The organism is Tepidibacter mesophilus, from assembly GCF_002724055.1.
GTDB classification, from domain to species: Bacteria; Bacillota; Clostridia; order Peptostreptococcales; family Peptostreptococcaceae; genus Tepidibacter_A; species Tepidibacter_A mesophilus.
Genome location: NZ_BDQY01000001.1, coordinates 167,375 through 187,969, shown reverse-complemented (window position 1 = coordinate 187,969; position 20,595 = coordinate 167,375). Strand labels below are relative to the sequence as shown.

At 28.7% G+C, this 20,595-nt stretch carries 20 protein-coding genes; 18 read left to right on the top strand and 2 right to left on the bottom strand.

Annotation, left to right across the window (positions count from 1 at the left end):
* Positions 1-76 precede the first annotated feature (76 nt).
* Positions 77-1,543, bottom strand: coding sequence for a BCCT family transporter (locus tag Tmeso_RS00880; RefSeq protein WP_099187303.1), 1,467 nt, complete (start codon positions 1,541-1,543; stop codon positions 77-79).
* A gap of 246 nt (positions 1,544-1,789) precedes the next feature.
* On the bottom strand, positions 1,790-2,164 hold the full coding sequence (locus Tmeso_RS00875) for a class II SORL domain-containing protein (RefSeq protein ID WP_099187301.1): 375 nt from the start codon (positions 2,162-2,164) through the stop codon (positions 1,790-1,792).
* Between the two features lie 217 nt (positions 2,165-2,381).
* On the opposite strand from Tmeso_RS00875, the gene Tmeso_RS00870 reads away from it, so the two are divergent.
* The 18 genes from Tmeso_RS00870 (at position 2,382) to ppdK (ending at position 20,413) form a co-directional block, all read left to right on the top strand.
* Entirely contained in the window at positions 2,382-2,618 is a 237-nt protein-coding gene (locus Tmeso_RS00870) for a YabP/YqfC family sporulation protein (protein WP_099187299.1), read from the top strand.
* A 13-nt stretch (positions 2,619-2,631) separates the two neighbouring features.
* Positions 2,632-3,807, top strand: coding sequence for a sporulation protein YqfD (gene yqfD, locus Tmeso_RS00865; protein WP_099187297.1), 1,176 nt, complete (start codon positions 2,632-2,634; stop codon positions 3,805-3,807).
* Positions 3,773-4,765: a PhoH family protein gene (locus tag Tmeso_RS00860; protein ID WP_408646037.1), complete on the top strand. Its 993-nt coding sequence runs from the start codon at positions 3,773-3,775 to the stop codon at positions 4,763-4,765. Before yqfD ends, Tmeso_RS00860 begins: the two co-directional genes overlap by 35 nt.
* A gap of 15 nt (positions 4,766-4,780) precedes the next feature.
* Entirely contained in the window at positions 4,781-6,781 is a 2,001-nt protein-coding gene (locus tag Tmeso_RS00855) for an HD family phosphohydrolase (protein ID WP_099187293.1), read from the top strand.
* Positions 6,782-7,243, top strand: a complete 462-nt coding sequence (ybeY, locus tag Tmeso_RS00850) for an rRNA maturation RNase YbeY (protein ID WP_099187291.1) — start codon at positions 6,782-6,784, stop codon at positions 7,241-7,243. It begins immediately after the preceding gene.
* A gap of 1 nt (position 7,244) precedes the next feature.
* On the top strand, positions 7,245-7,946 hold the full coding sequence (locus Tmeso_RS00845; RefSeq protein WP_099187289.1) for a diacylglycerol kinase: 702 nt from the start codon (positions 7,245-7,247) through the stop codon (positions 7,944-7,946).
* 147 nt (positions 7,947-8,093) lie between these two features.
* Positions 8,094-8,702, top strand: coding sequence for a DUF502 domain-containing protein (locus Tmeso_RS00840; RefSeq protein ID WP_099187287.1), 609 nt, complete (start codon positions 8,094-8,096; stop codon positions 8,700-8,702).
* Positions 8,689-9,111, top strand: a complete 423-nt coding sequence (locus Tmeso_RS00835; protein WP_305791268.1) for a cytidine deaminase — start codon at positions 8,689-8,691, stop codon at positions 9,109-9,111. The genes Tmeso_RS00840 and Tmeso_RS00835 overlap by 14 nt, the downstream gene beginning before the upstream one ends.
* A 13-nt stretch (positions 9,112-9,124) precedes the next feature.
* On the top strand, positions 9,125-10,018 hold the full coding sequence (era, locus tag Tmeso_RS00830) for a GTPase Era (RefSeq protein WP_099187283.1): 894 nt from the start codon (positions 9,125-9,127) through the stop codon (positions 10,016-10,018).
* A 33-nt stretch (positions 10,019-10,051) separates the two neighbouring features.
* Entirely contained in the window at positions 10,052-11,434 is a 1,383-nt protein-coding gene (mgtE, locus tag Tmeso_RS00825) for a magnesium transporter (protein WP_099187281.1), read from the top strand.
* A gap of 78 nt (positions 11,435-11,512) precedes the next feature.
* Positions 11,513-11,674 (top strand): YqzL family protein, encoded by a 162-nt coding sequence (locus tag Tmeso_RS00820; protein WP_099187280.1) that lies wholly within the window; start codon positions 11,513-11,515, stop codon positions 11,672-11,674.
* The gene (gene recO, locus Tmeso_RS00815) at positions 11,634-12,380 is read left to right on the top strand and encodes a DNA repair protein RecO (protein WP_242967785.1); all 747 of its coding nucleotides are present in this window, start codon (positions 11,634-11,636) and stop codon (positions 12,378-12,380) included. The genes Tmeso_RS00820 and recO overlap by 41 nt, the downstream gene beginning before the upstream one ends.
* 12 nt (positions 12,381-12,392) lie before the next feature.
* Positions 12,393-12,908 carry a DUF4342 domain-containing protein gene (locus Tmeso_RS00810; RefSeq protein WP_099187278.1) on the top strand — a complete coding sequence of 172 codons (516 nt, stop codon included), beginning with the start codon at positions 12,393-12,395 and terminating at the stop codon, positions 12,906-12,908.
* A 99-nt stretch (positions 12,909-13,007) separates the two neighbouring features.
* Positions 13,008-13,886, top strand: coding sequence for a glycine--tRNA ligase subunit alpha (gene glyQ, locus Tmeso_RS00805; RefSeq protein WP_099187277.1), 879 nt, complete (start codon positions 13,008-13,010; stop codon positions 13,884-13,886).
* A gap of 1 nt (position 13,887) precedes the next feature.
* A complete protein-coding gene (gene glyS / locus Tmeso_RS00800; protein ID WP_099187276.1) occupies positions 13,888-15,957 on the top strand; it encodes a glycine--tRNA ligase subunit beta in 2,070 nt (689 codons plus the stop codon).
* A 266-nt stretch (positions 15,958-16,223) separates the two neighbouring features.
* The gene (locus Tmeso_RS00795) at positions 16,224-16,862 is read left to right on the top strand and encodes a helix-turn-helix transcriptional regulator (RefSeq protein ID WP_099187275.1); all 639 of its coding nucleotides are present in this window, start codon (positions 16,224-16,226) and stop codon (positions 16,860-16,862) included.
* Positions 16,863-16,873: 11 nt separating this feature from the next.
* Positions 16,874-17,710 (top strand): pyruvate, water dikinase regulatory protein, encoded by an 837-nt coding sequence (locus tag Tmeso_RS00790; protein ID WP_099187274.1) that lies wholly within the window; start codon positions 16,874-16,876, stop codon positions 17,708-17,710.
* A 78-nt stretch (positions 17,711-17,788) separates the two neighbouring features.
* Complete coding sequence (ppdK, locus tag Tmeso_RS00785) at positions 17,789-20,413, top strand: pyruvate, phosphate dikinase (RefSeq protein WP_099187273.1); 2,625 nt, start codon at positions 17,789-17,791, stop codon at positions 20,411-20,413.
* The last annotated feature ends 182 nt before the right edge of the window (positions 20,414-20,595 follow it).

The window sequence follows — 20,595 nt, the reverse complement described above, 5'->3', positions numbered from 1 at the left end:
TACGTTGGTTGATAAAATTAAGATTATCAATCCAACGCATTTTATTGATATAATAGTAGTTTAGTTTTAGTATTTTCTAAATGTTTTCTTGTTTTAAAAATTTAATTAAACATAATATAGATGATAATATTACAAATATAAATGGAAATGCTGCGACTATAGATATAGTCTGAAGCATACTAAGACCTCCTGATAAAAGTAAAGATAGGGCTAATAATGATTGTAATATCCCCCATGTTATCTTTGTTTTGTTGTTTGGATTTAGGTTACCATTAGAAGACATCATACCTAGGACAAATGTTGCTGAATCTGCTGATGTAACAAAGAATGTACAAAGAAGTATTATAGCTACTATAGATATTAAACTTCCTAATGGGTAGTTATTCATAATTATGAAAAATGCAGTTGAAGTTTTTGAAATAGCATTGTTTGCTATATCTAATCCTAAATTTGTACCCATAGTACCAAATGTTGAAAACCATAAAAATGAAACTATTGAGGGAACTAATAAAACTCCTATTATAAATTCTCTTATGGTTCTTCCTTTTGAAATCCTAGCTATAAAAGTTCCTACGAATGGAGCCCATGATATCCACCAAGCCCAATAAAATATGGTCCAAGATTTGTACCAATCAGGTTTTCCAAAAGGATTTATTTCGATTATAAGGTCTTTAGAATAATCTTTTAAACCTACGAAAAATGAATGAAGTATGTCAATGGTTGGTCCTATTATTATAGATAATAATAGTAAAACAAGTGCCATTAATATATTTAAGTTAGATAGTATTTTTATCCCTTTATCAACTCCACCAACAGCTGATATTATGAATAAAACTGTGACTACTAATATAATTATAGTTTGTATCATAGCAGTTTCTGGAATATTGAATAAATAATTAAGACCACTGTTTATTTGAAGTGTGCCAAGACCTAGAGAAGTAGCAGCACCTCCTATAGTAGCAAAAATTGCTAAAATATCTATTGATTTACCGATTTTCCTATTAGAAACATCCTTTCCAAATAAGGGGATAAACAAATTACTTATCAAACAAGGATATTTTTTTCTAAATTGTATATATGCAAGAGATAAAGCTAATATACTGTATACAGCCCAAGGGTGAAGTCCCCAGTGCATGAATGCTTTTTTTATAGCAAACCTTTTGGCTAACTCTGATCCACTATCAACTCCTATAGGAGATACATAATGATTAAGCGGTTCGGCAACCCCCCAAAATACAAGACCAATTCCCATACCTGCACTAAATAACATAGAAAACCAAGATATATAGCTATATTCTGGTTTTGAATTGTCATCTCCTAACTTTATACTTCCATACTTGCTAAATGCAAGCATTATACTAAAAATCAAAAATAAAGTCATACTTATTAAATAAATCCATCCAAATTCATGTACTAAAAAATTTAAAGCTTTATTTGCTATAGAACTAAATGAATTAGGAACAATAAGACAGCACAGGACTATTGATATTACTAAAATAATTGAAATTATAAATACTTTGTTATCTTTCTTGTTTAAAAACAAATAACCACCTCTTTATTATTTTTTATTACACAAAAAAATAAAAACAATTCATTGAATTGTTTTTATTTAAATATCATAATTAATAAATTTTGAATAACTTATTGAATATCCAATGTAACAACTCGATTTTAATATAAAAGTTGCAACTTGTCAAATAAGCTAGTATTTTTTATTCTTAAGGAAATTCTATGATTTTTAAATTGAAGATAATATTGATCTGATAACTATAGTTGCAACTAGATGGTTTTATTTAACCTCTATGCATGCGCTGTTTTCCCAAAGTCCGTGTATATTACAGTAGCTAAGTGCGTGTATAGTTCCTGATTTACCAACTTTAACACTTGTAATTCCTACGGGTTGAGTTGTGTTGTCCGATTCACCGTGAGCTGAAAAATTAAAACTAGCTATTTCAACAGGAAATTTATCATTTTCACCTTTGAAGAAAACTTTAACCCAAGCTATATGGTGCTCTAAAGTATTAGGATGTTTTATCTCATCTCCTATAGACACTCTTAAATCAAATTCCTTGTCTTTTTCTATATTCTCAGGTAAATGTATAACAGGTACGTGTTTTTCTCCTTTAAAATCTCCAGTTTGTAAAAATTCTTTTAAGCTTTTCATTTATAAAAACCTCCCTTTTAAACTTATTATTTATATATATTATATATATGCCCTCAACTAATAAATTTAAACATAAATAAATAGATTAAATATAAATAAAAGTTCTATATATTAAATAATATGAAAGCCAAGTTCTATACAACAATTAAAATATAAGTTTAAAATTAGGAATTAAATAATATAGAACTCATAAAATTATATAAGGGGAGGTGTGATAATGGTTAACTTGCCTAATGATTTACAAATCGATTTGCCAAGGGTTACTACCATTAGCAATAAATGTGTTAACATAGAAAATTATACAAGTGTGATGGAATATTCTAAACAGCTGATAAAAATTGATACAAAGGAAAATGTTTTAAAGATAGAAGGGGAAAACCTTATTATTAAATATATAACTGAGGATGATTTATGTGTTGAAGGTAAAATATACTCTATTGAATATTGGGTTTAAGGGGGCATAAAAGTTGTGGCAATATATTAAAGGATTTTGTGTTATAAATATAGAAGGCTTAAATTTAGAAAAATTTATAAATAATTTAGCTAAAAATAAAATTTATATATTTAATATAAAAAGGATATCTGAAACAAAAATAGAAGCCTATGTATACAAAGATGATGTTAAAGAACTTATAAGTATTTATAGAAAATCTAATTACAATTTAAAGATTAAAAGGTCAGTTGGACTACCGTTTTTTATGAAAAGGGTTTATAAAAGAAAAACCCTTTTATTTGGAGGAGTTTTATCTGTACTTATATTATTGTTTTTGACAACATTTATAACAAATGTGTATATAGACTGCCCTGAAGGTATAGATAAAAAAGAATTAAGAAAACAGCTTTATGAATGTGGACTTAAGCCTGGAACGAATAAATATATAATAAATAAAAAGGATGTAAGGGATAGTATATTATATAAGTTTAATTCAATTGCATATATATCTATAAATATACAGGGAACTAGTGCTTTTGTAGATATAGTGAAGAAAGCTGAAGAACCTAAAGAAAATAGCAAAATAAATTGTAATATAATTGCCAAAAAAGATGGTATAATAGAGAAAGTAATACCAAGAAGTGGAGAATCATTGATTAAAAAAGGTGATATAGTTAAAACTGGAGATGTACTAATAGCTGGTGGAAATCTTACAGCTAAGGGAGAAGTGTGGGCAAAAACATTTTATGAAATAACAGAAAAGGTAGAGTATACAAATAAAAGCAAGAACAGAACGGGAAAAAATAAAAAAATATTTAAAATTAAGTTATATAATAAAGAATTTATAACAAATAAAAATATACCTTATAAAGATTACGATATAAAAACAAAGGATTTGAAGCTTCAATATAAGAGCTTTGAATTTCCAATACAAATTCAAATAAATACTTTTTATGAAGTTAATATAAAGAAAAATGATAAGAATCTAAATCAAATTAAAACTACACTTAAATCAAAAGCTTTAAAAAAAATGGATTATTTATTGCCTGTACAGGCAAGGATAATAGATAAAAATGAAAATTATAGTGTAGAAAAAAATATATTGAAATTTACTGTGATTATACAAACCTTAGAAGATATAGGAAAGTATGAAAAAGTAGAAGGAGGAAATTATACTGATGATAAACTGCAAGATACAGATAGAGAATGATGAATTTTCAAAACAATTATTTGGTAACTTGGATAAAAATATAAAAATTATAGAAGAAGGTATTAATGTTGATGTAGTATTAAGGGATGGAAGCATAGTTCTAATAGGCGAAGAAAAAAATGTAGAACTTGGGAAAAGGCTTATTAAAGAGTTAGAACTTATGGTTGAAAAGGGAAATCAATTAAATAATCAGAATATATCCTACTGTATAAACTTATTATTTGAGGGTAGTGAGGAAAAAATGCAAGAACTATCTGATGATATTATTGCTTTTACTATAAAATCAAAACCTATACAACCAAAGACTCTAGGTCAGAAAAAGTATATTAATTTAATAAAAGAAAATAATATTACATTTGGAATAGGTCCTGCTGGTACCGGTAAAACATATTTAGCTGTTGCCATGGCGGCTAGGTCTCTTAAAAAAGATGAAGTTAATAGAATTGTTTTAACAAGACCCGCAGTTGAAGCTGGAGAGACGCTTGGTTTTTTACCTGGTGATTTAAAAGATAAAGTTGATCCATATTTAAGACCTTTGTATGATGCGCTGTTTGAGATACTTGGATCTGAAAAATTTGATAGATATATGGAAAGAGGAATAATAGAGATAGCACCTCTCGCATTTATGAGAGGTAGAACACTGGATAACGCATTTATAATACTTGATGAAGCTCAAAATACAACTCCAGAGCAAATGAAGATGTTTTTAACTAGACTTGGATTTGGATCAAAGGCTGTAGTAACTGGTGATATTACTCAAACGGACATTCCAAGTAATAAAAAATCTGGGCTTTTACATGCAAGAGAGGTATTAAAAGATGTAAAAGGAATATCTATTTGTGAGTTGACAGAAAAAGATGTTGTAAGACATGAACTTGTTCAAAGAATAATCAAAGCTTATAGTAAATACGAGAAAAAACAAGAATATAAAAATAGCAAAAAGAAAAATAAAAATTAGAAAGGAGAGGGAAAAATGAAATTTAGGAAGTTTTCCCTTGCTCTTTTGTTTTTTATAATTAATTTTATAGTAATATTTGCTTTTTTATCTCCTCAAAAGTATGAATTAAAAGTAGGGCAAACAGCTCAAGAGGATATAAAAGCAAAAAAAGATATAGAAAACAAGATAGAAACACAAAAACTTATTGATAAGGCTGGTCAACAGGTTCAACCTGTTTACAAAATAAATCTAACAGTTCAAGCAGAAACAAAATCAGATATAGAAAAGTTTTTTTCTGATATAAATGACATTAATAATAATGAAGAATTAGAATTTAAGCAAAAACTAGAAAGCATTCAGCGAAAATATTCTATTATATCTAATAAATCTATAAGCTTAGCTCTGAATATGGACAAAGTTAGACTTGAAAAATTAAAAAATTATATATTTGAAATAATAAACCAAATTATGAGCACAGGTATCACAAAAGAGGAAGTAGAATATCAAAAAGAGAATATATCAGAGTTTTTTGAAGAAATAAAAACATTTAATCAAAACGAAAAACTTTTAAGCATAGAAATAATAGATAACTATATAAGACCGAATAAATTTTTGGATTTGGAAAAAACGCAACAAAAAACAGAACAAGCGAAGACTTCTGTTGAAAAGGTTATAATACCAAAAGGTGAAAATATAATATCTAAGGGCGATCTTATAACTAAAGAAAAACTAGAAATTTTACAAAGTATAGGCTTTGTTCAAAAAAAAGGCAAAGAAGATTTCTTTGTTATAATAGGATTAATAATTATGATATTGATACTTGAAGCTTTAGGTGTTCTTTATATAAATATTTTTGACAAAAACACATTAAAAAATGAAAAGAAGTTATTACTAATAATATTGATTATTTCTATTACTATGCTAATTAGCATAACTCTTAGTAAAATATCTTTATATATAATCCCTGTTGCTTGGGCTAGTATGTTAATAAGTATACTTTTAAATACTAATATAGCTATAATATCGAATTTGATTATATCTATAATGCTTTATATAGCTACAGGAGATATAAATATATTATTAATATCATTAGTTTCAGGAACTTTTGCTTCTTTTTCTAATCTTGAAATAGCTCAAAGACGAAATGTAATAATTACAGGATTTAAAATAGGGCTTTTAAATTTGTTACTTGTAATGTCAATAGGGTTTATAACTACAACAAGCTTAAAAGAACCTTTTATAAATTCATTACTTTCACTATTATCAGGTATAATTTCATCTATTTTTGTGGTTGGAAGCTTACCTTTATGGGAACATTATTTTGATATACTGACAAGTCTTAAATTATTAGAATTATCAAGTGCTAATAATGAAATATTAAAAAGGATGCTAATAGAAACACCAGGTACATATCATCACAGTATAATAGTTGGGAATTTAGCAGAAAGGGCTTGTGATAAAATTGAAGCAAATTCTTTATTTGCAAGAGTAGCTTCATATTATCATGACATGGGAAAACTATCAAAGCCGTATTTTTTTAAAGAGAATCAAATAACTATGGATAATCCTCATGATAAGATATCCCCTATGATGAGCACTCAGATAATTAAAGAACATGTAAGCTATGGAGTAGAGCTTGCTCAAAAATATAAATTACCTAAAGAAATAATAAATATAATAAGAGAGCATCATGGTACAACATCGGTTGCTTACTTTTATTACAAGGCTAAAGAGATAGGAATGGATGCAAAAGAAGCTGACTTTAGATATAAAGGGCCACAACCTCAAAGTAAAGAAGCGGCTGTAATAATGATGGCAGATTCTGTAGAAGCGGCTATTAGAAGTATAAAAGAACCAAGTAAAGAAAAAATTGAGAATATGATAGAAAAAATAGTCAAAGGTAAATTGAATGATGGACAGTTTGATAAAAGCGATTTGACATTAAAAGAATTAGACTTGATAAAAGAAGCTTTTATAGAAGTCATTATGGGTATGTTTCATCAAAGAATAGAGTATCCAAAAGAAGGAGGAAATTAAATGCAGTTAATAATGGATAATAGACAGAATAAAATATTAATAAGTGATGAACTAATGAACACTATAAAGAATGTAACTAAAGAGTGCTTAAAGTATGAAGGATTTGATGATGAGTATGAAATAAGTCTGTCATTTGTAGATAACGATGAAATACATCAATTAAATAAATTATATAGGGGAATAGATAGAGAAACAGATGTATTGTCATTTCCATTAATAGGTGATTATGAGTTTGATATAGAGCTTGAGGAAAAAGCTCTTGGAGATATTGTGATATCTATGGAAAAAGCATTAGAACAAAGTAAGGATTATAATCATTCTTATGAAAGAGAAGTAGCTTTTTTAGTTTGTCATAGTATGTTTCATTTAATGGGATATGATCATGACACAGAGGAAAATACAAAAATTATGAGATCAAAGGAAGAAGCTGTTTTAGTTAAACTTGGGATAGTGAGGGCGTAATATGAGAGCTAAGAAGCTTATAAATGCTTTCAATTGCGCTATAGATGGTATAATATACACTGTTAAAAATGAGAGAAATATGAAAATACACTATCTAATATCTATAATAATATTATTTCTAAGTTTATTCTTTGATTTGACTAAATACGAAATTATTATTTTGTTTTTTACAATATCATTGGTTATAATATCTGAAATGATAAATACAGCAATAGAAAAATCTATAGATTTGTTCACTAATGAATACCATGAACTTGCAAAAATTGCTAAAGATGTTTCAGCAGGAGCTGTTTTGATTGCATCTTTAAATTCTATTGTAGTAGGTTACTTGTTATTTTTTGATAGAATAAATCCTTTATCAAATATTGTTTTAAATAAAATAAGAAAATCAGAAATGCATATAACAGTTATAGCAATAGTAATAGTTCTCATATTGGTAGTTATAGTTAAGGCTATAACTAAAAAAGGAACCTATCTAAAAGGTGGTATGCCTAGCGGTCATGCTGCACTTGCATTTTCGGTTGCAACTGCGGTTACATTTATTTCTGAGGAGATATTAGTATCGACTCTTACATATATATTGGCTCTACTTGTTGCACAAAGTAGAATAGAAGGAGAAATTCACAGTGGTATAGAAGTTGTATTTGGAGCTGTATTGGGAATACTAACAACTATATTGGTATTTCAAATAAGTCTTGGATAAAAAAGAATGGAAATATTTCCATTCTTTTGGTGACTTCGTATGTAACGTACATTTTAAATAAATATTGGATAAAACTTAAATGTTTGATATAATTGAAAATGCTCTATACATTGATTTAAAAGGTTAAAGCGAAAGGATGAGGAACTTTTGAAAAAAAATAGTTCTGATAAAACAGATATAAAAAGAGTATTTATAAGCGGAATTTTTACCATTCTTCCAATTGCAGTTACTATATCATTAGTATTTTGGCTTTTTAATAAGGTAGATTATATATTTAGGGCTCCTCTTGAAAAACTATTAGGAATGCATCTTTATGGTGTTGGTATAGTAATAACATTGATATTGACATTTGGTGCTGGTATTTTTGCAACAGATGTAATAGGTAAAAAGATATTTAATGGATTTGAAAGGGTAATGCATAAAATTCCTTTAGTTGGAATGATATATTCTTCGGTAAAACAAGTAGTAGATGCTTTTGCTAGTAAAAAAGGAGAAGGTTTTAAAAATACTGTATTAGTTCAATATCCTTCAAAGGGTATATATACAATAGGGTTCATAACTACAAATGCACCTGCTTCTATAAATGACTATGCAGGAGAAGAAAGTGTGTTTGTATTTATACCTACAACTCCAAACCCTACATCTGGAATGCTTGTTGCAGTAGCTAAAAAAGATATAATTTATTTGGATGTATCTATTGATAATGCTCTTAAAATAATAGTTTCTGGTGGAATTGTAGGATATAAAGAAAACTAAGGAGGAATTTGAAATGGATAATAAAGAGTTATTAAAAATTGCAGAAAAGGCTAAGGAAAATGCATATGTTCCATATTCTAAATTTCATGTAGGAGCAGCTCTTTTAACTAAATCGGGCAAGGTCTTTACAGGATGTAATGTAGAGTGTGCATCTTATGGAGGGACTAATTGTGCAGAAAGAACAGCTATATTTAAGGCTGTATCAGAAGGAGAAAGAGAGTTTGAAAAAATAGCCATAACTAGTGATAATATAGGAGAAACTTACCCATGTGGAATATGTAGACAAGTTATATTAGAATTTGGAAGAGATATTAAAGTTGTATTAGGAGAGTCTGAAGGTGAGTATAGAGAATTATCTATAGATGAATTAATTCCTTATGGTTTCACAGGAGTAGACCTTAAAAAATAAAGAGGTGAATAATATGAGTTTTAAATCAGGATTTGCAAGTATAATAGGAAGACCTAATGTAGGAAAATCTACAATTATGAATAAAGTAGTTGGAGAAAAAATAGCTATAATGAGTGATAAACCTCAAACGACTAGAAATAAAGTTCAATCAGTATTAACAACCAAAGATTTTCAAATAGTATTTTTAGATACTCCAGGAATACATAAACCAAAAAATAAATTGGGAGAGTATATGGTAAAGGTTGCAACAGATACTCTTAATGAAGTTGATGTAGTTTTATTTGTTGTTGATGAATCTAAAACTATAGGTCCTGGAGATAGAATGATTATAGAGGATTTAAGAAAGGTTAGAACACCTATAGTACTTGTTATAAATAAAATAGATAAGCTCGAAAAAGAAGAACTAATTCTTCTTATGAAAAAATATGATGAAGAAGGTATATTTGATGAAATAGTACCTATATCTGCTTTAAAGGAAGGTCATTTGAATTCATTGGTAAATACTATAAATAAACATTTACCTCAAGGTCCTAAGTATTTCCCAGATGATATGATAACAGATCAACCTGAAAGAGTTTTGATTTCTGAACTAATAAGAGAAAAAGTTCTACATTATGTTCATGAAGAAGTTCCTCATGGAGTTGCAGTTGAAGTTGAGCAAATGAAATCAAGAGAAGGCGGAAATATAATAGATATATCGGCTGTTATATACTGCGAAAGAGATTCTCATAAGGGAATTATAATAGGTAAAAATGGAAGAAAATTAAAAGGAATAGGAAAATCTGCAAGAGAAGATATTCAAAAACTTCTAGGTTCAAAAGTATATCTTCAAACATGGGTTAAAGTTAAATCTAATTGGAGAAATATGGAAAATTATATAAATAGTTTTGGATACAATAATAAATAATGTATATTATTCATTAGGTTGGGGGTGAAATCTATGAACAAAAATGAAGTTTTATTTCAAGAAATAATAGTTCAAGTTAATGCATTGATAGATAGTGAAAAAACAGTAGATTTAAATGAATATATAGAGGAACTTCATCCCCGAGATATATCGGAAATATTAATTAATTTACAAGAAGAAAAAAAAATAAAATTATTTGAAATACTTCCACTTGAAGTCGCAGCTAAGGTACTTGATGAATTAGACTCTGATATGTTTACAACTATATTATCAAAAATTAGCATAGATCATAAAAAGAGAATACTAGATCTTATGTCTCAGGATGATATGGTTGATATATTGAGTGATTTATCAGAGGACAAAATGCATGAGATAATAGATCTTTTGGATAAAGAATTAGCTCAAGATATAAAGGAATTACTTGTATATGATGAAGATTCTGCTGGTGGTATAATGACTACAGACTTTGTCGTTTTGAGTAAGGATATTACATGTTATGAAGCTATAGAATATTTAAGAGAAAATGCTCCAGATGCTGAAACTATATATTATGTATATGTGGTTGACAAGAATGATAAGCTTGTAGGAGTTATATCTTTAAGAGAACTTATTATTTCTAAGCCTAATACTATTATAGAAGGAATAATGAGTGAGAAGGTAATTGATGTTAATGTAAATGATGATCAGGAAGAGGTTGCAAGAATTGTATCGAAGTACGACCTTTTGGCAATCCCTGTAACAGATATAAATGGAAAAATAAGAGGAATAATAACAGTTGATGATATAATAGATGTCATACAAGAAGAAGCAACGGAAGATATATATAAATTTGCAGGAACATCTGAATCTGAAAGTGAGTACTTAGAAGATGATAAATTTTTCCCAAAAGTAATTTCTGCTGTAAAGGCAAGACTACCTTGGTTGCTTATAACATTAATTGGAGGCACTTTATCAGCTCGTATATTAGGAAAATATGAAAGTACAATAAAGGCGTATGCAGCTGTATCCTTTTTTATGCCTCTTTTAACTGGAATGGGAGGAAATGTTGGAACCCAATCATCTACACTGACTGTGAGAGGGCTTGCTACGGGGCATATAGACCAGAAAAATGCTTTTAAGACAATATCTCAAGAAATGAGCATAGGACTTAGTGTTGGGTTTATATGCAGTCTTATAATATGTGTAGTTGCCTACTTATGGATAGGAGACTTTAGATTAGGAATTGTTGTAGGAATAGCTATGGCTGCTAACATGCTAACTGCTGCTACAATAGGTACATTAGTACCTATTGTATTTAAAAGATTGGGCGTTGATCCGGCTGTTGCATCAGCTCCATTTATCTCAACAACACTTGATATAACTGGCCTTACTATATATTTCACATTAACAACTACTCTTTTACTAAAATTTTCTTAAAATATAAAAAAATATTATGCATATTATCCCCCTTCTTACCAAAAATAAAGACAAATGGACAGAAGGGGGTTTTTTGAAATGAATAAAGCAATATGGGATTATTTTAAAAAAACAGGAGACATAAATGCGTATATGTATATTAAGTACTATGACAACCTAAAGTGTAAATCAAATACAATGAGGGAGATTAAAAATAATTATGTTCATAAATACAGATGGGATAGTACTGAAATCGATTAAGTATGAAGAATCAGATTCTATAATAGTTATATTTACTAGGAAACTTGGAAAAATTTCAGTACTTGCAAAAGGTGCTAGAAGATCAAAGAGCACATTCTTATCCGGTACACAGGTATTTTCATATTCTAATTTTTCTATTAGAAGAAATGGAAATATGTATAAATTAAATCAATGTGAAGTAAAGCAAAATTTTTACAATCTATCTTATAATATAGATACTCTAGCTCATGCCAGTTATATCAATTCATTGGTTGAGCAAAATATATTTGAGAATCAAACTAACAATAGGCTGTTTGATTTATTATTAAAGACGCTATATTTATATTCATATGATGATGCTAATTATCAATTAATAACCAATATATTTGAACTTAAATTTTTAGACTATATAGGATACAAACCTAATGTTTTAAAATGTACTGATTGTGGTAATACTAACTTAAATAAAGGAAAGTTTAGCATAAGAGAAGGTGGTATGCTATGTAATGAATGTATAGGTGCTGATAACTATAGTATAAAGATTGATCCGACAACCGTAAATTTAATAGAATATATATTAAAAAACGACATAGTTAGTTGTAACAAAATACGGGTATCAACATATATATTAAATCAACTAGATAATATTTTAAAAAAATATTTAATGACTCATATAGAAAATTTAAATTTAAAATCATTAAATTTTCTTGAAAATTTAAAAGGGTAAGGAGTGGATAAAATGGAAATAACACTTGAAAAAATCGACAAAATTATGGAAAGAATGAATGTGGGGTATGAAAAAGCTAAAGAAGCATTAGAAAATTCAAATGGGGATGTCATAGAGGCTTTAGTCTATCTTGAAAAAAGAGAAGGAAACGTATTTAAAGGTATAAATGAAAAAAGTAATGAAATGATAGAAAAATTAAAAGAAATTCTTAAAAAAGGAAATATAACTAGAGTTATGCTTGAAAAAGATGGTGATGTACTACTTAATCTACCTGTAACAGCAGGCGCAATTGGTTTGGTGTTAGGTCCAATAGCTACAATAGTAGGTGTATCTGCTGCTGTTGTAGGTAAATACAAAATAAAAATAGTAAAAACAAATGGTGAGACTATAGATATAAATGACATGACACAAGAATCATTTAATGATATAAAAGAAAAAATGAATTTTAATAAATCTGATAATAAAGATATTACTGAGGATATAATAAAAGAAGAATCTCAAGAAATGGGTAATGAACTTGACAAATAACCCTGATTTTGTTAAATTTAAAGTTAGAATTGTTTAGAATTTAGCCTTTCGCCAAATGCGAAAGGCTAAATTTTTTAAATAAGTATAGGAGGGAAAAAAATGAATTTCCAAAATATGATACTTTCTCTACAAAACTATTGGTCAAAGCAAGGTTGTATAGTAATGAACCCATATGATGTAGAAAAGGGAGCAGGAACTATGAGCCCTTATACATTTTTGAAGTCACTTGGTCCTGAACCTTGGAAGGTTTGTTATGTAGAACCTTCAAGAAGACCAACAGATGCAAGATATGGAGAAAATCCTAATAGATTATATCAACATCACCAGTTCCAAGTAATACTTAAACCATCTCCAGATAATGTACAAGAGTTATATTTGGAGAGTTTAAAGGCTATAGGAATAAATCCACAAGAACACGATATAAGATTCGTAGAAGACAACTGGGAAGCTGCTGCTGTTGGAGCCTGGGGACTTGGGTGGGAAGTATGGCTTGATGGTATGGAAGTAACTCAATTTACATATTTTCAACAGGTTGGTAATATAGATTGTGAGCTTGAATCAGCAGAAATTACTTATGGACTTGAAAGACTTGCTATGTATATTCAAGAAAAAGATGATGTATATGATCTTCTTTGGAACGATGAATTAACTTATAGAGATATATTTCAACAGGCAGAATATGAACATTCTGTTTATAGTTTTGAAGAAGGAAATACTGATATGATGTTTGAACACTTTAATGCATATGAAGAAGAAGCTAAAAAATTATTAGAAAAAGGCTTGGTTCAACCCGCATATGATTATATATTAAAATGCTCGCATATATTTAATGTATTAGACGCAAGAGGGGCTATTGGTGTAAGTGAAAGAGCATCGTTTATAGCAAAAGTTAGAAATATGGCAAAGATGGTTGCTAGTACTTATGTTAAACAAAGAGAAGAAATGGGATACCCTCTTTTAAAGAAAGGAGGAAAATAATATGAATAAATATCTTTTATTTGAAATTGGATGTGAAGAAATTCCTGCAAGGTTTATGGAGAGTTCTTTAAAACAGTTAAAGGAAAACTCAAAAAAATTCTTAAGCGAAAATAGAATAAATTTTGGAGACATAAAAACTTATGGTACGCCAAGAAGACTTACTTTAATAATAGAGGGTTTAGCTGATAATCAAGAGGATTTAGAAGAAGAAATAAAAGGACCTGCAAAGAGAATAGCGTTTGATGATAATAATGAACCTACAAAACCTCTTCAAGGTTTTATGAAAAGTAAGGGATTGAATTTAGAAAATTTATATTTTAAGCTTTCAGGAAAAGAAGAATATGTATTTGCAAAATTAAAAGAAGAAGGAAAAAATACAGAAGATGTATTAAAGGATATTCTTCCTAATCTTATAAAATCTATAAACTACCCAAAGGCTATGAAATGGGGAGGCAAGCAATTAAGGTTTACAAGACCTATTAGATGGATATTATCTATATACAATGGAGAAGTACTCGATTTTGAAATAGAAGGAATACAATCATCTAATGTTACGAGGGGACATAGGTTTTTAGGTAAAGAAAGTATAACTGTAAATTCAGTTGATGAATATTTAGATGAATTGAGAAAAAATTATGTAATACTTGATCAAAATGAAAGAAAAGAAATAATAAGAAAACAATGTATAGAAGTTGGAGATTCATTAAATGGACAAGTACTAATGGATGAAGAATTATTAAATGAGGTTACTTATTTACTTGAATATCCAACAGCTTTTTATGGAGAATTTGAAAAAGATTATTTAAAGCTTCCAAAGGAAGTTATAATAACACCTATGAAGGAACATCAAAGATACTTCCCTGTATTAAAAGAAGATGGGGAACTGTTACCTAACTTTATAACTGTTAGAAATGGTACTGATTATAAAATTGAAAATGTTAAAGCTGGAAATGAAAAAGTTTTAGAGGCAAGACTTGCTGATGCACAATTTTTCTATAGAGAAGATACTAAAATTCAGCTTGAAAAATATATTGAAAAGCTTAAAAATGTAGTATTCCAAGAACAATTAGGGACTATATATGATAAAACTTTAAGAATAGAGGAATTATCTAAGAAATTAGTTTCAGAATTTGGATATGAACAAGAAAGAGACAATACTATAAGAGCTGCAAAACTATGTAAATCTGATTTGGTTACTAATATGGTATTTGAATTTACAGAACTTCAAGGTGTTATGGGAAGGGAATATGCTAAGATATCTGGGGACAATGATGTAGTAGCTAATGCTATATTTGAACATTATCTGCCAAGATTTTCGGGTGATATGCTACCTACTACGGATGCTGGAACGGTTATATCTATAGCGGATAAGATGGATTCAATAGTAGGATTTTTTGCAATAGGGATACAACCTACGGGATCTCAAGATCCATATGCGCTAAGAAGACAAGCTTTAGGTATAATTAATATACTAATGGATAAAAATATTAATGTAAGCTTAAAAAACATAATAGATTTTTCTTTGGATAATTATGAAAATCTAGAATTTAATAAAGAAAAAGTTAGCTTAGAAATATTGGAGTTCTTTAATCAAAGAATAAAAAATATGTTCAGTGAGATGGGGGTACGATATGACGTTATAGATGCTGTTATTAGTTCTGGTATAGATGATATATCTGATATGTACAATAGAGCAAAAGAGCTTAATGTATGGATAAAAAAAGATGAAATAACAGAGATATTAACTGCATTTAATAGAGTATCTACTTTAGCTCAAAAGGCTGAATCAAGTGAAATAAAAGAAGAATATCTACAAGCTAATGAAGAGAAAGTTTTATATGATGAGTTTAAAAAAGTAAAAGATATTGTTAAAGCATCTATAGATAAAAAAGAATATTCTAAGGCTTTAGATGAATTTATCGTACTTAAAAGTCCTATTGACAATTTATTTGAGACTGTAATGATTATGGACAAAGATGAAAATATCAGGAATAATAGATTAGCTTTATTAAAACAAATATATGATACTATGCTTTTAATATGTGATTTATCAAAAATAGTATATAAATAGAAAAGTCGGGATAAATTCCCGACTTTTTTACTCTATGGGAAAGTATATGCTATATAAGTTGTGGATAATATTGATTGGTGAAGTAAAATATCAACTATTTTAAACAATAAAGTTGTAAGACTTGTTGACCATATGAGTCAATGAGTAGGGTTAGACGAATTTTTTTCTTAAATTTAAATTTCTTGTTTACATATAACACATAAGTATATATAATATACTATATAAGGAACAAGTGATAAAAAGTATATCACATTGAAAGAAAAGAGGTGTTTAATATACAGTTTAACGATAGACAAATTAAGATAATAGATATAGTTAAAGAGCATCAGCCTATAACTAGTGAAAATATAGCATCAATGTTAAATGTGACAAGAGCAACTTTAAGGCCAGATCTTGCAATACTAACTATGACAGGAATATTAGATGCAAGACCGAAAGTTGGTTATTTTTATGCTGGCATAAATCAAAATCATATAATATCAGATGAATTAAAAAATAAAAAAGTTAGTGAAATGATGAGTATACCAGTTATGCTAACAGAAGAAACTACAGTATATAATGCTATTGTTACTATGTTTTTAGAAGATGTAGGTAGTATATATATAATAAATGATGGACACTTATCGGGTGTAGTATCAAGAAAAGACTTACTTAAAAGCACGATAGGTGGAATTGATATAAATAAAATACCAGTAGGCATGATTATGACTAGAATGCCAAATGTTATTATGTGTAAAGAAGAAGACACTGTGATTAAAGTAGTAAAAAAGATAATAGAGCACGAGGTTGATTCATTACCTGTGGTACAGAAAGAGTTAAAAGATAATAAAGAATATTATAAAGTTATGGGTAGGGTATCTAAAACCAATATAACAAAATTATTTTTAGAGTTATTTGAAGGATAAAGGAGTGTATTATGGAAAATTTAGTTATATATATAATATCTGATTCTCTAGGAGAGACAGGAGAGCAGGTAGCTAAAGCCTCTATAGGTCAGTTTGACCTGAAAAACTATGAAATAAGAAAATATCCATATGTATTAGATAGGCAATTTTTGGATGAAATATTAAATGATGCAAAGAATCAAAATTCTATAATAGTTTATACACTTGTAGATTTAGAACTTGCAAAGCGCACATCAGGATTTTGTGAGGAGAATAATATACCAGGACTAGATTTGGTGAATCCTCTTATAGATGCTATAGGATTAAGAACAGATTTAAATCCATTAAGAGAACCTGGAATAATAAGAAAGCTTGATGAGAAATATTTTAAGAGAGTTGAGGCTATAGAATTTGCTGTAAAATATGATGATGGAAAAGATTCAAGAGGACTTATAAAGTCAGATTTAGTGTTAGTTGGTATATCTAGAACTTCTAAAACTCCTCTTAGTATGTATCTTGCAAATAAAAATATAAAGGTAGCTAATGTACCTTTAGTTCCTGAAGTACCAGTACCTAAAGAACTATTTGAAATATCTAATAAAAAAATAATAGGTCTTACTAACACCCCAGAAAAGTTAAATCAGATAAGACAAGAAAGATTAAAGGCATTAGGTCTTTCTAGTAATGCTAATTATGCAAATATGCAAAGAATACTAGAAGAGATTGAATATGCAGAAAATATAATGAAAAAGTTAGGATGTCCAATAATAGATGTATCAAATAAAGCTATTGAAGAAACCGCAGGACTTATTATAAATATAATGAAAGAAAATGGTCTTAGAGTGTATAAGGGATTTCTTAATAACTAACATGAAATCATAGTAATTATAAAAATATAATATAACTTAAATAATATTAAAGTCTATATTAAAGGGAGAGTGCGAGACGTGGGGAAATTTGTATACAGCTTTAACGAAGGTTCAAAGGAAATGAAAAATTTATTAGGTGGAAAAGGAGCTAATTTAGCCGAAATGACTAAGATTGGGCTACCGGTTCCTCCGGGATTTACAATTACAACAGATGCTTGCAATACTTACTATAAGAAAGATAAAAAGATATGGAATGAACTTTTAGATGAAATAATGGATAATCTTTCAAAATTAGAAAAAAACTTAGATAAAAAATTAGGAGATAATGAAAATCCGCTTCTTCTTTCGGTAAGATCCGGTGCTGTTATATCTATGCCTGGAATGATGGACACTATACTAAACTTAGGACTTAATGATATAGCTGTGCAAGCTCTTTCTAAAAAAACTAATAATGAAAGATTTGCTTATGATAGTTACAGAAGGTTTATTCAAATGTTTTCAGATGTTGTCATGGGAATTCAAAAATACAAGTTTGAAAGAGTATTGGATAATGTAAAAGAATTAAAAGGATACAAATACGATACTGAACTTACTGTTGAAGATTTAAAAAATATAGTTGAAGAGTTTAAAAATATATATAAGAGTGAACTAAGACAAGAGTTTCCGTTTGATCCTAAGGAACAATTAATATTAGCTGTTAAGGCTGTATTTGATTCATGGAATAATCCTAGAGCAAATATATATAGAAAGCTGAATGATATACCTCATAAGCTAGGAACTGCTGTAAATATACAGTCTATGGTATTTGGAAATATGGGTCAAACATCAGGTACAGGAGTTGCTTTTACAAGAAATCCATCTACTGGTGATAATATATTATTTGGAGAATATTTGGTAGATGCTCAAGGAGAAGATGTTGTTGCTGGTATTAGAACACCTGAACCTATAGCTAGCTTAAAAAATATTATGCCTGATATATATAATAAATTCGAAGTTATTACTAAAGCACTTGAAAATCACTATAAAGATATGCAAGATATAGAGTTTACTATAGAAAATGAAAAGTTATATATTTTACAAACTAGAAATGGAAAACGTACAGCAAAGGCTGCTATAAATATAGCTGTTGATATGGTAAGCGAAAATTTAATAACCAAAGAACAAGCTATAATGAGAATAGATGCTAAACAATTAGATCAACTTTTACATCCTAACTTTGAAGATAAAGCACTAAAAGAAGCAACTATTATATCAAAAGGACTTCCGGCATCACCTGGAGCAGCATCTGGAAAGGTATATTTTAACGCAAATGATGTTGTCGCTGCTAATGAAAATGGAGAAAAAGCTATTCTTGTAAGACTTGAAACATCACCAGAAGACATAGAGGGAATGGTATCAAGTGAAGGTATACTTACTGCAAGAGGTGGAATGACATCACATGCAGCTGTTGTTGCAAGAGGTATGGGTAAGTGTTGTGTAGCGGGTTGCTCGGATATAAAAGTTAATGAGGATAAAAAGGAACTTAGAGTTAAAGATATTGTTATAAAAGAAGGAGAATATATATCTCTTGATGGATCAACTGGTAGTGTTTATATAGGAAATATACCTAAAAATGAGGTTGAACTTGTAGGAAAATTTGAAGAGTTCATGGATTGGGTAGACGAAGTAAGAGTTCTTAAAGTAAGAACTAATGCTGATACTCCAAAGGATGCTAAAACTGCTGTTAAATTTGGAGCTGAAGGAATAGGCCTTTGTAGAACTGAGCATATGTTCTTTGAAGAAGATAGAATACCTGTTGTTAGAAAAATGATTTTATCTAAGACTATAGATGAAAGACAAGAAGCTTTAGAAAAACTACTTCCTATGCAAAGAGAAGATTTTGCACAAATATTTGAAGCTATGGAAGGAAGAGATACAACTATAAGACTTTTAGATCCTCCTCTTCATGAATTTTTACCTAAAAAAGAAGAAGATATAAAGAACTTAGCAGATGGAATGAATATATCATATGAAGATATATTAAAGAGAATCGAGGATTTAGAGGAATTCAATCCTATGCTTGGGCATAGAGGATGCCGTCTTGCGATAACTTATCCTGAAATATATATAATGCAAGCAAGAGCTATAATGGAAGGTGCTATTGAAGCTAAAAACAAAGGATTTGATGTATCGCCAGAAATTATGATACCTCTTATTGGAGATGTAAATGAGCTTAAATATATAAAAGAATTTGTTGTAAATACAGTGGAAACTGTTTTAAGTGAATCAAAATCAGATATGAAATATATGGTTGGAACTATGATAGAAGTTCCAAGAGCAGCGCTTACTGCTGATGAAATAGCAAAAGAAGCTGAATTCTTTAGTTTTGGAACTAATGACTTAACTCAAATGACATATGGATTCTCTAGAGATGATGCAAATAAATTCCTAGTAGAATATGAATCAAAAGAAATATTTGAAAAAGATCCATTCCAGGTATTAGACAAAAATGGTGTTGGAAAATTAGTTGAAATGGCAGCAAAGCTTGGAAGAAATACAAGAGCAGATATAAAACTTGGTATATGTGGAGAACATGGAGGAGAACCTGCTTCTGTAGAATTCTGCCACAATATAGGACTTAACTATGTATCTTGTTCTCCTTATAGGGTTCCTATTGCTAGACTTGCAGCAGCTCAAGCAGCATTAAAAGAAAAATTAAAATAGTTATACTAAAGGGTCTTGATATACATTGTATTAAGACCCTTTTTTAATGTTTAAGAAAATTCTTATAAAAAAAATTAATAGAGAAGCTCAATCGTATATAAATTTTGTATAGTTAAACAATATTTATATATGATATACTTTATTTTGACATATATTAAGAAAAATTGTAATGTTTTTAACTA

Excerpts from the sequence above, each read along its gene's own strand:
- Tmeso_RS00875 (WP_099187301.1), bottom strand. The coding sequence starts at position 2,164 with ATGAAAAGCTTAAAAGAATTTTTACAAACTGGAGATTTTAAAGGAGAA.
- ybeY (WP_099187291.1), top strand. The coding sequence starts at position 6,782 with ATGCAGTTAATAATGGATAATAGACAGAATAAAATATTAATAAGTGAT.
- mgtE (WP_099187281.1), top strand. The coding sequence starts at position 10,052 with ATGAACAAAAATGAAGTTTTATTTCAAGAAATAATAGTTCAAGTTAAT.
- recO (WP_242967785.1), top strand. The coding sequence starts at position 11,634 with ATGTTCATAAATACAGATGGGATAGTACTGAAATCGATTAAGTATGAA.
- Tmeso_RS00870 (WP_099187299.1), top strand. The coding sequence starts at position 2,382 with ATGGTTAACTTGCCTAATGATTTACAAATCGATTTGCCAAGGGTTACT.
- Tmeso_RS00810 (WP_099187278.1), top strand. The coding sequence starts at position 12,393 with ATGGAAATAACACTTGAAAAAATCGACAAAATTATGGAAAGAATGAAT.
- Tmeso_RS00820 (WP_099187280.1), top strand. The coding sequence starts at position 11,513 with ATGAATAAAGCAATATGGGATTATTTTAAAAAAACAGGAGACATAAAT.
- Tmeso_RS00845 (WP_099187289.1), top strand. The coding sequence starts at position 7,245 with ATGAGAGCTAAGAAGCTTATAAATGCTTTCAATTGCGCTATAGATGGT.
- glyQ (WP_099187277.1), top strand. The coding sequence starts at position 13,008 with ATGAATTTCCAAAATATGATACTTTCTCTACAAAACTATTGGTCAAAG.
- era (WP_099187283.1), top strand. The coding sequence starts at position 9,125 with ATGAGTTTTAAATCAGGATTTGCAAGTATAATAGGAAGACCTAATGTA.
- glyS (WP_099187276.1), top strand. The coding sequence starts at position 13,888 with ATGAATAAATATCTTTTATTTGAAATTGGATGTGAAGAAATTCCTGCA.
- Tmeso_RS00855 (WP_099187293.1), top strand. The coding sequence starts at position 4,781 with ATGAAATTTAGGAAGTTTTCCCTTGCTCTTTTGTTTTTTATAATTAAT.
- Tmeso_RS00790 (WP_099187274.1), top strand. The coding sequence starts at position 16,874 with ATGGAAAATTTAGTTATATATATAATATCTGATTCTCTAGGAGAGACA.